The organism is Vibrio sp. 10N.286.48.C11, from assembly GCF_041469805.1.
GTDB classification, from domain to species: Bacteria; Pseudomonadota; Gammaproteobacteria; order Enterobacterales; family Vibrionaceae; genus Vibrio; species Vibrio crassostreae_C.
On record NZ_JBFRLK010000007.1, the window covers coordinates 63145 to 77402 of the forward strand.

The window sequence follows — 14258 nt, forward strand, 5'->3', positions numbered from 1 at the left end:
CATTGGAGTAAAATTCAACCAAAATATCCATAGGTAAACCATTATTGCTCGTAAAACTATGAATAGCGTGATTTTAAATGATAAATCTTGAATGGAATATTTGAACCTGTCCAAATAAACGTCAAATTTATGTTTTATTTATGAAGCTTTGATAGCAGCAATGTTTAAGTATTTACTGAGCTTCATCGCTTAATTATAAATAAAATGACTTTTGCGATACCGATCAAAGATTGGTTTGCTGTGCTGGGTTAGATTGGTTGATAAATTTATTAAGTGCAGCGTATTTATTATGATGCTGCCAGTTTGAGGTAACTATCAATATGTCAGTGTTAGCCAAGGAAGCCGTTACGTTTTCTGAACATGATACGTCAATTTCGTTATTTGATTTTGCAGAAGCAAGTATTCCAAGCCAATTTTCGTTTGAAAATATTGAGGCGAAGATCGTATCAAGTGGTGATGGAATTACGGCTGGTAACCATGCACTCAAAATTCATACTCATAGTAAAGAGAACTTTCATACGTCGATTGTCCTTGAGCCAAGCGATGGTGAAGTATGGGATTGGAGCTTGTTGCCTGCGTTTAGTTTTGCATTTGACGCCACCAACGTCGGTCAACGTTCAACACAGCTTTTTATCAATTTATTTGATCACAAAGGACAAATGCATAGCCGCTGTGTAAATATTCCTGGTCACTCAACGGATACTTATCTAGTTGAATTAAAGGGGGAGTTTCTTAAAGGAAAGACTAACTTTGATTCAGGATTGCGATCAAATCCCGCATCGTTCGATACGCCATTTACTTATGCAACGTGGATGTGGGGGTTGATGAATGTTGACTTGACTAGCATCGCTAAAATTGAGTTGAGCATCCATGGTACGTTGATTGACCATGACATTGTTTTCGATCATTTCCGTTTGATGCTAAACCCAGAACCAAATCCAGCTTTTCTAGACGGTGTTATTGACCAGTATGGTCAAAACCGAGACGCATCATACTCTGAAAAAGTGACATCCGATGATGACTTACTCGCTCGTACTGAGATGGAGTTGCAACAGCTGAAAGAAGGAGCGATGCCAGATCGAGGTAAATTTGGTGGATTCATAGAGGGTCAGAGATTAGAAGGCACGGGATTCTTCAGAACGGAAAAGATCGATGGGAAATGGTCCTTAGTTGACCCAGAAGGGTATCCTTACTTTGCCACAGGCATTGATATCATTCGTCTTGCTAATGCCTACACAATCACTGGCGTTGATTACGACCATAGTAAAGTTGAATCTCGAGAATCCGATGATGTCACGCCTGAAGATTCAAAAGAAAAAGTAACGGTTCCAGTTGCGGCCAAAGAGAGCGCTTACGTTGCTAACGAAGCTCGCCGTGATATTTTCCAATGGTTGCCAAGTTATGATGAACCATTAGGTGAACACTACGCATACATGCGGGAACTGTTTGAAGGCCCGGTAGACCGTGGTGAAACGTTCAGTTTCTATGCGGCAAACTTACAGCGCAAATATGGCGAAAATTATTTGCAAAAATGGCGTGAAGTTACCGTCGATAGAATGTTGAACTGGGGCTTTACTTCGTTAGGTAATTGGACCAACTCGGAGTTTTATAGCAATGAAAAAATCCCTTTCTTTGCTAATGGATGGATTATTGGTGACTTCAAGACTGTAAGTAGTGGTGACGATTTCTGGTCAGCACTGCCTGATCCATTTGACCCAGTATTTCGAGAACGAGCCAGAGCCACAGTAACGCAAGTTCGACAAGAGATTAAAGATACACCATGGTGTGTGGGTATTTTCATTGATAATGAGAAGAGCTGGGGACGAATGGGTACGATTGAAGGGCACCATGGGATCGCCATTCACACCTTAGGCCGTGATGTGACCGATTGCCCAACCAAAGCTGTATTCGTTGATACCTTGAAAGAAAAGTATGCCACCATTGATGCGTTGAATGCACGTTGGGGGACTGAGATTGGTTCTTGGGACGCATTGGCTTCAGGTGTTAAATCACTTGAGCACAATGAAGCACAACTAGAAGACTATGGAATGTTGCTTGAAGTGTTCGCCTCTGAGTACTTCCGCGTGGTTAATGAAGAGTTAAAAGCACAATTGCCAAATCATTTGTATCTAGGTGTGAGATTTGCTGATTGGGGAATGACGCCAGATGTTGTTCGCGCAGCAGCCAAGCATTGTGACGTCATTAGCTACAACTATTACAAGGAAGGCTTACACCCTGAACCATGGTCATTCCTACCTGAAATTGATATGCCAAGTATCATTGGCGAATACCATGTTGGTTCGAAGGATGTTGGTTTCTACCATCCAGGCTTGGTATGTGCGGCGAACCAGCAAGAGCGCAGTGAGATGTATGAGAGCTACATGCACACCGTTATTGATAACCCATATTTTGTTGGGGCACATTGGTTTCAATATATTGATTCGCCAATCGCTGGTCGCTCGTTTGATGGAGAAAACTACAACGTAGGATTTGTGTCTACCGCGGATGTGCCATATGAGCCAATGGTTGAAGCTGCACAGAGACTGCATAGTCAAATGTACAAACGCCGTTATCAAAAATAAAAGGCGTATTAGGTAACCTCAAGGGCTGATATTTATTTATCAGCCCTTTACTCGGAGAGCGTTCATGACATTACCTAGAAAAGTTGTCGCCTTTTTATTACTGAATACGATACTGTCACCTTCGTTGTTTGCCTGTGCCTTTCATGATCTTGCCACAGATAACCTGACGGAAGAATTGTCTTATACCGTTGGTTATTACATTAAAGTGGGGCGTACTCAAGGAAAAATTGAAGAACCAAATAATGACAGTATGGCGATGTACTTATTTTTGAATTCATTAAATAAACTGTCCAGTGAAGCAACCGTTTTCGATTTTCGACAACCTATCGACGGCCACATGTCGACCATTGATGTGACGAGTAAATCTAAATTGCTCGAATACAACCCAGAGCGTCAAGTACCAATGTTGATAACAGAAATGGATATATTATGGGGATTAGCGCAAGGGCGTTTTTCTTGGCAGTGGGTAAAGTCTGAAGGGTTGGCGACAATAAATGGTACGACTGAGCAACGTTCAAAATTAGATAAGCTATTAAGCGAAACGTATGCTTAATCAATGACTCATAGGGTGGTGTTTCATTTTATGTAATACACTAGGTCACAGTGATGCTTTTGTTACCGTATTTTTTATCGTGTTCCTATATGTATTATTATCCCCTGTGATGTGCTTTATTGCTATTAATCGATAGGGTGTGTTTTTATTATATCTGTTTAGTGAAGAAGCTCTGAAATTAGTGATTTCTTGATTAAAGTCATGTTATTCGTTGTCAGGTTTATATTTTAAATTACTTATCGGTTTTTAGTGAGTGACTGTACTTTTTTTTATGTTCACTACAATGCTATAGGGGAGATGTACTCTTTTATGTCAATATCGATTTATACGTCAATGCAGCTTCATACGTCAATACCGCTACTGCTTCAATGTGGATTCATACTTCATTATAGCGTCACACGTTAATGTAAACGCATGACCCTTATTTTTACATAGGGTCGATTAAATTTAATTACAGTGTGTATTAATATTTAGGAAGAGCGATGAAAGGATACAGAAAAAGTGTGTTAACCTTATCTTTAATAGGTTTTTTTTGCATGTTCCCCGTTACGTCATCAGCAAGTGATGCGCCGGTTATTGTTAAACCTGAGTCTCCTGTAGAGTTTAACAAAACCATAGACAGTGCTGTTAAACGACTGATTTTAGAACTCGATAATCAGGGTGAGTATGCGACAGTGAGTGTTTATGCGGGTGAACAATTGCTTGTCGATAATATGAATGTACCATCAAGAGGAAAACAAACCATATCGGCATTGGTGAAATTTTCAAATTTAGGACAGGTAACATTAAAAGTAAAATCACTCACCTCATCATTAGTTATTCATCGCTTAAGTTTAGAGACTGTGGATGATCTCATCGTGCCTTATTATGAGGATATTTCAGTAAAAGCAGGGCTTGATAAGGTCAGTTCACTTAAATATGGCGGGCCGTCAGTTGTTGATATAAACAATAATGGCTTTTACGACTTTGTTGTTAATAATCATAATGAAGAAAGCAGTAAACTGTATTGGAACAATGGTGATGGTACCGTAACAAAACATCATAAAGATCTTTCTCGTTGGTATATGCATGACTTACACGGTACGTCATTTGCAGACTACGATAATGACGGTGATTTAGATCTAATATTAGCGCAAGGCGGCGGTAACGGTAGAAATCCATCGAGGAACAATTTTTACCACAATAATAACGGTGAATTTGTGCTTTACACCGGTGATGTTGGTATTGAAAGAGGCGCTCGAGGTCGAGGGTCTAAATGGGGAGACTTCAATAAAGATGGCAAGCTCGATTTTGTCATGATTAATGAAAGAGGACTGTACAAAGAAACGCCACAACATCATTTTTATGAAAATGTTGGGGACGGGAAGTTTGAACTTCGTTCAGTTGAAGGCATTGAAAATGCAACCCCAGAACGGGCATTGATTACCGATTTAAATAACGACGGGATTGATGACATCATTCTCTATGGTCACCGTGATGCGATGTCTGTGTGGTTAGGAAATGGCGACTTTACATTTACTAACATCACTTCTCAGTTTCCTAAAGCACTTCGCGATGCCAAACAAATTTCCGCCGTGGTTGATTTAGACATTGATAACAACGGCAGAACCGATTTGTATTTTGCACGTGGCAATGAGTTTGAACACGGTCGAGGAGAAGCACCGTCGGTTGATTTTGATCCTGAAACGAAACAGTTTTCCATTAAGCCACGCCCTTATTTTGGTAAAGATCAGTGGCAGTTTACGGCGAATGGCACCTTGAAACTGGATAACTACTATTTCCTTGGACAAAACGGGTTTCGTCACAAAGATTACCCGATATTTTTGGGTAAAGACAAACTGGCGACGGCAGTTCCTTCAGGTGGAGAGTTTGAATTCTCTGCTGAAGATGCACAGGGTTGGCCTGATGACATCAATAAGAGTGGTGTCTATTTTGGACATATAGGAAACGGGCAGTGGAAAGCCGCATTAGTTCGCAAAGGGGATATTTTTTGGGCATACAAATTTAATCTGACAGGGGTTACTTCTTACGACTTAGATTTTACGCCAGAAAATCGAAATCTTAGAGATTTCTTGATTCGAAATGATGGCGATAAATTCGTTGATGTGTCGGAAGAGTGGCAGATCCCTCGTGGTGGTAATGCGCAAGGAGTGACGACGGGGGATTTTAATAACAATGGTAAGCAAGATCTTCTCGTGTATCGCTGGGGCAATGTTAACCATCGTATTTCTGATCTAATGTTGCTTAATAATAATGGTCGATTTGAAGCGGTCACTATGCATGGAGCGTCAGATGTCGGCGGTCCTGGTTATGGAGACATGGGGCAAGCGTTTGATTTTGATATGAATGGTCGGACCGATATTTTGAGTGGTAGTGAATTTGGCGAGTGGTATCTCTACAGTAACCAAACAGAAGGTATCGGCAACTATGCTTTGGTTAGAGTTGGCTATTCACCGAAAGACAATATTGACCCTATTGCGGCGACGGTCACAGTAAAAACAGCAGATGGAAAGTGGCGCAAACGAGTTGGGTCTGCGGGTGAAATTTTCTCTCAAAGTTTATTGAATATTGTTCATTTTGGTGTCGGTGATGCCAAAGAAATCGAATCCATTGTGGTGACCTGGAGAAACGGCGAATCTGTAGAGTTTAATAACAAACCGGTCAATAAACAGTATTATACCGACCAATTGGATCCTGAGTCGCTTTCGATTGAATCGCCGTTTGAACACATTCGAGAAAACACAGAACTTTCGCTTCGAACCATTCCGTCCCCGATAAACTCTGATGCTTCAGTGGTATGGTCAAGCGACAATAATGATGTCCTAGTTGTTACTCAAGATGGTGTAGTTTCTGCGGTTGGACATACGGGTCAATCTGCAACGATTTCTGCCTCAAGTCAGGTGACGGATCTCAATACTTCGCGTACATTCGAATTAGTGGATTGGTACCCGAATCCAATTCAATCTCTGGTGATCTCATCAGAGAAAACAACGTTAATCGAAGGTGAAACGATGACGCTTGATGTCGCGGTTGCTCCAGCTCAACCTGATGATGAGACATTGAGTTGGTCAAGCAGTGATGATGCTATTGCGACGGTAAGTTCTGATGGCGTGGTTAATGCTTTAAGCGCGGGTGAGGTGACCATTATTGTACAATCTAAGGTGAATGCCACGATTGAAAGTGCAACCGTGTTGACCGTCGAGCCAAACATAGAAGGCTTTGTGAGCATTATTGGCAGTGATGCGTATGCGCAGCAGCCTATTGTGATTAAAGACAATATGAAGGTTAAGGTGGATTATCATGCGGGCACTGAGAATAAAGTTATCTCAGCAGATGAAGGCGGCTTACGAATTTGGTTGCGTCATTTTCAACGTAAATGGTTACCACAACGCGATATCGTGTTAGTGGAAGCTGAAGCGATTGATACCGAATCTGGGCATGCCAGTTTTACCATTCCTCTTGAAGGCGTCGTTCCAACTAGCGATTTACCGGAAGGGCACTTCTACTCGCTTCGAGCGACATTTACCGCGAGTGATGGCACCATGCACAGTCATGAAATTTATCCGCTTAACTTTGTGATTGAATAAGATCCATAGGGTTGAAAGGGGTGTAATCACATATTCGTGTAGAAAAAGCTGAGTGTGATCATAAAGCCCGACCTTGAAATCAAGGTCGGGCTTTATTTATTGCTTTTGCTTATCTTGCGTGTTGCTTACGCCTAACGTGACTAACGTGACTAACGTGTTATTTGGCAATGCCCAAAGGGAAAATATGATATACAACATCACCACACCAATGCAGATAACGGCTGCCATTGGTTTTGCCATCTTCCAGTGCTCTAATTCTACAACATTCGCGACTTTAGGTTGATAGTCAGAAGCACTCGGATAAATCGAACCAATAATTAGCATTAAAATGGCAGTGACAACAAATAAAATGCCTGTCAAATGTAAGAAGTGAATATCAAATTTAAACACAAACATTGAAAGAGCATAACTAACCATAAAGAAGGCGATACCAATATTAGCTGCAATTGCTGGCACTCGGCGAGTGATAAATCCGACGACAATGATGGTACACATTGGCGCCATGTAAAAGCTATTAATTGTCTGAAAATATTGAAAAAACCTGTGGAGCATAATAAATAAATGGTGCTACAAAGATGGAGCCGAAGCCGATGACACCACTAAATGTACGCCCAACCTTGACTAATTTAGTATCACTCGCCTCTGAATTAATAAGTGGCTTATAGACATTCAACGTAAACAGAGTAGATGTACTATGAAGTACGTTATTGAAGGAACTCAGTACGGCTCAAAATAATACCGCTGCAAAAAATCCAAGCATCGGCGCAGGTAGTACTTCGCGAACCAACGCTGGGTAAGCGGCTTCTCCAGACGGTAGTGAATCACCAAATAATGCGAATGCAATAACACCCGGTAATAGGAGATAAAATGGACCTGCAAGCTTAACTAATCCAGCCCAAAGTACGCCTTTTTGCCCTTCGGCTAAATTTTTAGCGCCTAACGCACGTTGAATGATTGACTGGTTGGTTCCCCAGTAGAACAGGTTAAGGATAATCATACCGGTGAAAAAGGTTGAGATCGGCACGGGGTCATCAGCGCCACCAATTGCATTTAACTTCTCTGGATGTTCAGTCATCAATACTTGGAAACCGTCAACAGCGCTTCCGTGTCCAAGTGCGGTTAAGCCGAACAAAGGGATGAGAATGACACCACCAATAAGCAGGCCGACGCCATTAAATGTATCAGCATAAGTAATGGCTTTCAGACCACCGAATACGGCGTAAGAGACCCCGATAAAACCTAATGCTAAAACCATTACCCATAAACTGCCCCAGTAGGAGATATCAAGTGCCTCAGGTACATTGAATATCCCACTTAGTGCAACAGAACCTGTGTATAAAATGGGAGGAAGAAGATTAAAAATATAACCAAACAAAAATAAAAAAGTACACACATACATTGTGCTTTTTCCATACCTGTCTTCGATAAAATCTGGGATGGTGCTAAACCCACCACTTAGGTAACGAGGTAACAAATAAAGGGCAACCAAAACTAAGGTTAAGGCAGCACATACCTCCCACGCCATAGGGGTCATAGCTTTGAGCATTTAATCCGACGAGCTGTTCGGTCGAAAGATTAGTAAGGATGAGTGAAGATGCGATAATTATACCGCTCAAGCCTCTTCCTGCTAAGAAGTACGAGTTTGCATTTTCGTTCTCTGTGTTTTTTTTAACTTTTAACCATGAGCCAATGGCAACCATGGAGGTCAGTAGGACAAAGGTAATTGGAACTATCATATTAAGCTCTCTTTGAATTTTTGGGGCAGTTCGCCAGTTTTTGTGTCATAAAGCTGGTTGTGTAGGGAGGAGACTCATTTAATTAATCGTGACCACTTTAATGCCTTCCATGCGAATATTGGTTTCGATTGCCTCACCGAGCTCATCTAATGGAAATTCGTGGGTGACGAGTTTTTCAATGGGAAGACCAATACGTTTAATGCCAGTCATACACTCTATCGCATTTGGGTAATCTTCCGGGCTGTATGCCCACGAACCCACCAAGGTGATTTCTTTGTTACAGATATCCAAATGAGGATTCATGGTTGCTTCACCATTATCAACAAAGAAGCCAACCTCACATAGACCACCACCACGTGCTACTAGTTTAAGGGCAGTAGAGGCTGCAGCAGGCACCCCAGTGCACTGGAACGCAAAGTTTGCACCTTGGCCGTTGGTCAGTGATTTGACTTGTTCAACGATGTCCGCTGTATCATCAAAGTCCATAAAGTTAATCGTCTCTGTTGCCCCTAGCTCCTTTGCTAATCGCAAGCGAGATTCTTGGCCATCGATTGCAATGATCTTTTGCACTCCAAGCGTTCTGAGAACCGCAATAACAGATAGCCCAATAGGGCCCGCCCCTTGAATAAGAATCGTAGAAGCGAAGTTGATTAAATTTGTGGTTTTTGCGCGCTCTACCGCGTGGACTGCAACTGCGACCGGCTCAATAAGAATGCGTTCTTTCAAGCTAAAATCTGATACGTTAAAGAAAGTCGACCCGGGCTTTAGGACGAGGTATTCACCAAACCAACCATTAAAACGGTTCTCAGGCTGGTCGCCCATCAGACCGTAGCAACCCATGTTTTCACAAAGGTTGGTTCTGCCTGGAGTACTTACACAAGGCTCACACTCGCCGCACGGAATGATGCTGGTAATAATTTTGCTGCCAATGCCGACTGGGTTATCTGCAGTATCTGATACAATATTACGGCCTAATTTAACTATTTCACCGGTACCTTCATGACCAAGGACTATCGGCATAATGCCAAATGGGTCATTGCGGTATTCGTGGACATCAGTACCACATACGCCACACCCTTCGATACGGACAAGGATTTCATCGGCCATGATGCTTGGCAGAGGGTGTTCAATAAATTGAATTGTTTTGATGTCCTTAAGGACAGCAACTTTAGCTTTTTCTGGAATATACATAATGTTTATTTTCCTCGTGAAATTTTAAACAAATACGGTTGCCTGCTTGAGTACCGAATTCGTGTCAAGTGGGTTGAATTTAGACATTGGGGCCCTTAGTTACAGCGATGAACTAAGGGCGGTGTTATCGAACGGAATAACCGTGTTTATAGAATGGAGTTCACCGCCTTTAAGCGGTCTAATACGATAGCTTGAACTTGAGGGATAACCTCTTTCATGATGAATGGTGGATAAGCAGAAGCGACATCTTTGGTAATTATTGCGTGGGCTTCTCGCATGTAGGTAGTATGGACAATGGTGCCAATGTTAATTTTGGCAATCCCCATGGTAATGGCTCTTTGAATATCTTCATCGGCAATTCCGGTCCCACCATGCAGTACCAATGGATTAGAGACAGCATTGGCAATCTGTTGTAAGCGGTCAAAATGAATTTTTGGCGTTGTTGGTGTAAAACCATGAGCGGTACCAATGCCAATGGCAACGATATCTGGTCCAGCCTCTTCACATAAGGCTACGACGTCTGCTACTGATGCAAGGTAATCATCTTCACTTTTGATGATGACATCTCGTCCCATAATTTTGCCGATTTCAGCTTCTACCGAGACGCCGGCACTACGAGCGTAATCGACGACCTCTCGTGTCATTTTGATGTTGGTTTTCAGGTCACTATGAGAACCGTCAATCATGACAGAATCATAACCGTCGTCGATCGCTTGTTTACATAGATCAACGGAGGTACTGTGATCGAGATGTAGGTATATTTTTTGATTGGCAATTCGTTCAAAACCATCCACCATTTTACGACATAAGTACGTACCATTTAGCTCTGCAACAGGTGGATACGTCATTGCCATAAATGGTAGGTCTAACTCATTCGCCGCTAATGCAACAGCATGAATATCATAAATATCGTTGATATTAAAGCCAGCAAGACACCGTTGTTCTGCACGATACTGGTTGAGTAGCGTAGTTAAGTTTGTAGACATAATTCAATTCCAGAGTGTTGTGTAACGTTAAAAATCAAGTTTCTTTGGTAGACCACGACCCGTCGTTTGGGCGGCTGTCGCTGGCAATTCATTGATACCAGACCAATAGTTAAATTCACGTAGGTCTTCAAGAAGGTGACCTCGCGCCACAACCCAGTGATGATCCATACCGTGATTCATTATGGAACTGGCGACAGATTTAGAGTTAAGCTCTGTTGGCACGACTTCGCCGTAGCAACCTCTATAGCGCATTGGCGATTCAACGAGATTGCCTTCAAATGAGAAGATTGTTGACGCATGAGGATACTGATACTTCGCGATGGTAACGGGGCCTGTTTCTTGTAAAAACTCGAACAACATGCCGTAGGAAGTCTCAGGATCGTAATTGTCCAGTATGCTGTGATTTCGTATTTCCAGCTGACATCCGTCACGCATCAACTTGGTTAACGTACCGCCGCAATGCCACATACCAATCTTATTTTCACTATGATTGACGAATGAAAAATCCATGAGTGTAGGTAAGGCTTCACCTACCGTGATTTCATTAAATATGGTCATGGTAAGTAAAGCTCCCATGTCCGATTCATCGGCAACAGGGATCCCAAGGTCTTGCACCAATGAGCCTGCACCATCACCTGATATGCCGTAGTTATCAAACAGTTCAGGCCAATTTTTCAAGGCCACACCGATGTAACCTTCTTTGTTTGCGTAGTCGGCTATAGCCAGAGCCAGTCGAACTGACTTCCTCAATTCATCGCGCTTTACATCGCACTTATGTACTTTTGGCGAATTGACCAGCTTATCGACTAATGGGTTCAATATGTCATCATGGTATTTAGCTTCGCCATGCAGCCAAATGGTATGCATATCAATGCGTTCTACTGCCAAACCAAAATGTTTGGCAATTGACATTTCGTTGAGCTCACAATCATAGAATCCGGGAACACGCATTCCCCCTACCATCAGCAATTTTGCGTGTTTTAAACGTGCTTTTGCTGATGTAGTACGAATGAAGCGACCTAATGACTCGTTCAGGCTTTCTGCACCAGGCTCTTCAAATATCCAAGAATATTGAACTTCCATGGATGAAAGATTATTCAACAAGAAATTTTGTCCACACAAGCGGTTTGCCGTCAGGCTTCCACCTGTTGTCTCTGTATGCGACCAGCTTAATATGGGTACATTGTGGTCGGCTAACCAAAGTGCTAATGCTAGCGCTAAATCACCTTGTATGTATGAAGCTTGGTAGACGATAAGCGCTTTCATACCTTGCGCGTAGTAACTTTCTAACAGCGCTAGCATCTGTTCTTTGGTTTGAATAGGCTCGTCTTCGGCAAGCATGGAGTTGTACTGGGAAAAGACTCCCGCGACATCAGACACCGCTTGTTTATAAGACTGTTTGGCTTTCGTCCAATCAAAATGCAGCTCGAAACCAATGCCAATGAATCCTACAGGTACATTGCTGTAGTTGGCTTTAGGTGCGATAAGAGATTTCATTTCTTGTTCAAGTAGTCCAGCACGAAGCGGAAATTTAGTCGTCATTAGGTTCACCTGTTATTGATAATTTTGGATAAAGGATTTAACTTCTGAAGGCGATGGGAAATACGTTCGACCACCAAAGTAGGTTGCGACGATAGCGGCAAACGCCGACGCAAAAATCATTCTTTCGGTCAAGGTGTCACCTTGAATTAGGCTGTAAGCATAAGCCGCATGATAAGCGTCTCCACAACCAGTGGTATCCACGACGGCGACCTCAAAACATGGCTGGTGGATGCTTTTTCCTTGTTGTCGCGCCCAGCTACCATTAGCCCCGTCAGTAATGACGAGCTGCGCGTCACTTAGCTGACTGAGAGTGTCGAGGCAGGTTTCAGGGTCTTCTTCATTGGAGATAAACTGTGCGGCTTCAAGCGGTAAAATTACGTGGCTACCTAGTTTGAGCATGGTTTCAAGTTGGTTGAGGTTACCGACTTCCATATCAATGATAGAAGGAATACCTTTCTCTTTGGCGAGCTCGAGCAATGCGATATTACCTTCGACGTCATAGCCATCGACATACAACAGTTTTGTGTTATCAAGCCATGTAGGCTGAATATCGGCCGCTACAAGAGCTCGATACCCTTGGGTGGTATAGAACACTGTCCTTTCACCCGATGTGGCATCGACTTGCACCAACGCTGTCGCGGGGATCATATTGGGTTCGCAGAGCATTAAACTGGTATCAACATTCCATCGATTCAGTTCATCACGTGCAATACTGCTTTGTGCGTTGTTACCTAGGTAGCCGAGAAATGCGGTATTTAGCCCGAGAGTTGCCATACCACACGCCCCATTGCCAGCAGGTGCTCCTCCTTGAATAATAATATTGTCCACTTTGTGTTTGCTACCGTAGTTGTACTCCTCAGGTAGTGTCACAAGCAGATCAATAACATTGAGACCTGAAACCAAAACATCAAATGTCATTTGATTGCTCCATCATAAGAATGTGTGTTGTTGATATCAGATTACGAGCAATTTATGAGATAAGTTAAATACTCAATTAGATTAATTGTGTACTATTTTTCCTTTAGTGATATTTTGGTGGTCGAAATGTTGGAAAATAAGAACTTGATCATGTTTTTTGAGGGATACAATGAGACCAATACTTGAACATGTACCGAACACGGAACAGCAGTCTCTGTTTTTTAATCGTTATGAAAAAACCAGCTTTACCTTTCCTTGGCATTACCATCCGCAATGGGAACTTAATTATATTATTGAGGGAACGGGTTCGGCTTATACTGGTAACACTGTTCGTCATTTCGTTGCCAACGAACTAGCCTTGATTGCACCAAACGTTCCGCATTGTTGGAAAAGTAATGTCGGGACACAAAGTGGTGTGAAGTCGATATTTGTCCAATGGGATAATCGTTTTCTGGGTGATAATTGGCTCGAAAAACCAGAATTTACGAGTATCAAAACCATGTTTGAAGGGTGTAAAGCTGGGTTATCTTTTCATCATTCTAATGCCCTTGGCAGTCGTATCATTGAGTTACAACTGAAAAGTCCATTTAAACGAATGTTAGGGTTTATTGATTTATTGCATGACTTGAGTATGCAAACCAACGTCATGCCATTAGGGCAGGGGTCAATGGTCACACCCTCTATGGTTGCGGATAAAAGAATTATTGCTATTTTGGATTACGTCAGCGAGCATTATGTGCGAAAAATATCGGCGGAAAATATGGCAACATTAACCAATATGACGCCGGTGTCTTTTAGCAAATTCTTTGCGCGAACCTTTGGAAAGACGTTTACTCAGTTTGTCAACGAATACCGAATAAGTCAGGCGTGCACTCTACTGATATCGACTCGACTGACCGTAGAACAAATTGCCGATCAATGTGGTTACCAAAATATGTCGTTTTTTCATCGGCAGTTTAAAATATTACAAGGAGGGGTGACGCCGATTGCATTTCGTGCGTCCTACCTGCAAGTGACTGATGAGACATCTGCAGATAGGACGTCGTGACTATTTTTTGACGGGCTTAAAGACGCGGATCCAATCGACTAACATTTTGTTTCGGCCTGTGGTATCACTAAGCTCTTCGTCCGTTGGGTTTGATGTGGCGTTGTTGATCAAATCA

Annotated in this window: 10 protein-coding genes; 4 read left to right on the forward strand and 6 right to left on the reverse strand. The window is 42.4% G+C overall.

Translation table 11 applies throughout. The features are described from left to right. Positions 1 to 320: 320 nt before the first annotated feature. From AB4209_RS02675 to AB4209_RS02685, 3 genes are all read left to right on the forward strand, one after another. The gene (locus AB4209_RS02675) at positions 321 to 2582 is read left to right on the forward strand and encodes a beta-galactosidase (protein ID WP_372054749.1); all 2262 of its coding nucleotides are present in this window, start codon (positions 321 to 323) and stop codon (positions 2580 to 2582) included. Between the two features lie 64 nt (positions 2583 to 2646). Then, positions 2647 to 3135, forward strand: a complete 489-nt coding sequence (locus AB4209_RS02680; protein ID WP_372054751.1) for a hypothetical protein — start codon at positions 2647 to 2649, stop codon at positions 3133 to 3135. Positions 3136 to 3617: 482 nt separating this feature from the next. Further along, positions 3618 to 6722 (forward strand): FG-GAP-like repeat-containing protein, encoded by a 3105-nt coding sequence (locus AB4209_RS02685; protein WP_372054753.1) that lies wholly within the window; start codon positions 3618 to 3620, stop codon positions 6720 to 6722. A gap of 96 nt (positions 6723 to 6818) precedes the next feature. Here AB4209_RS02685 and AB4209_RS02690 read toward each other — a convergent pair whose 3' ends face one another. From AB4209_RS02690 to AB4209_RS02715, 6 genes are all read right to left on the reverse strand, one after another. Further along, entirely contained in the window at positions 6819 to 7217 is a 399-nt protein-coding gene (locus AB4209_RS02690) for a hypothetical protein (RefSeq protein WP_372054755.1), read from the reverse strand. 232 nt (positions 7218 to 7449) lie between these two features. Next, positions 7450 to 8268 carry a sodium:solute symporter family transporter gene (locus AB4209_RS02695; protein ID WP_372054757.1) on the reverse strand — a complete coding sequence of 273 codons (819 nt, stop codon included), beginning with the start codon at positions 8266 to 8268 and terminating at the stop codon, positions 7450 to 7452. A gap of 268 nt (positions 8269 to 8536) precedes the next feature. Continuing rightward, entirely contained in the window at positions 8537 to 9649 is a 1113-nt protein-coding gene (locus AB4209_RS02700) for a zinc-binding dehydrogenase (RefSeq protein WP_372054759.1), read from the reverse strand. Positions 9650 to 9795: 146 nt separating this feature from the next. Further along, entirely contained in the window at positions 9796 to 10635 is an 840-nt protein-coding gene (locus AB4209_RS02705; RefSeq protein ID WP_372054761.1) for a class II fructose-bisphosphate aldolase, read from the reverse strand. A gap of 27 nt (positions 10636 to 10662) precedes the next feature. Next, positions 10663 to 12177 (reverse strand): L-fucose/L-arabinose isomerase family protein, encoded by a 1515-nt coding sequence (locus tag AB4209_RS02710; protein WP_372054763.1) that lies wholly within the window; start codon positions 12175 to 12177, stop codon positions 10663 to 10665. Positions 12178 to 12189: 12 nt separating this feature from the next. Then, complete coding sequence (locus AB4209_RS02715) at positions 12190 to 13095, reverse strand: carbohydrate kinase family protein (protein WP_372054765.1); 906 nt, start codon at positions 13093 to 13095, stop codon at positions 12190 to 12192. A gap of 169 nt (positions 13096 to 13264) precedes the next feature. On the opposite strand from AB4209_RS02715, the gene AB4209_RS02720 reads away from it, so the two are divergent. Further along, complete coding sequence (locus AB4209_RS02720) at positions 13265 to 14143, forward strand: AraC family transcriptional regulator (protein WP_065676855.1); 879 nt, start codon at positions 13265 to 13267, stop codon at positions 14141 to 14143. Positions 14144 to 14258: the final 115 nt, after the last annotated feature.

Bases quoted from the DNA above. Each gene is read 5' to 3' on its own strand.
- AB4209_RS02675 (WP_372054749.1), top strand. From the start codon at position 321: ATGTCAGTGTTAGCCAAGGAAGCCGTTACGTTTTCTGAACATGATACG.
- AB4209_RS02680 (WP_372054751.1), top strand. From the start codon at position 2,647: ATGACATTACCTAGAAAAGTTGTCGCCTTTTTATTACTGAATACGATA.
- AB4209_RS02685 (WP_372054753.1), top strand. From the start codon at position 3,618: ATGAAAGGATACAGAAAAAGTGTGTTAACCTTATCTTTAATAGGTTTT.
- AB4209_RS02690 (WP_372054755.1), bottom strand. From the start codon at position 7,217: ATGTGTACCATCATTGTCGTCGGATTTATCACTCGCCGAGTGCCAGCA.
- AB4209_RS02695 (WP_372054757.1), bottom strand. From the start codon at position 8,268: ATGCTCAAAGCTATGACCCCTATGGCGTGGGAGGTATGTGCTGCCTTA.
- AB4209_RS02700 (WP_372054759.1), bottom strand. From the start codon at position 9,649: ATGTATATTCCAGAAAAAGCTAAAGTTGCTGTCCTTAAGGACATCAAA.
- AB4209_RS02705 (WP_372054761.1), bottom strand. From the start codon at position 10,635: ATGTCTACAAACTTAACTACGCTACTCAACCAGTATCGTGCAGAACAA.
- AB4209_RS02710 (WP_372054763.1), bottom strand. From the start codon at position 12,177: ATGACGACTAAATTTCCGCTTCGTGCTGGACTACTTGAACAAGAAATG.
- AB4209_RS02715 (WP_372054765.1), bottom strand. From the start codon at position 13,095: ATGACATTTGATGTTTTGGTTTCAGGTCTCAATGTTATTGATCTGCTT.
- AB4209_RS02720 (WP_065676855.1), top strand. From the start codon at position 13,265: ATGAGACCAATACTTGAACATGTACCGAACACGGAACAGCAGTCTCTG.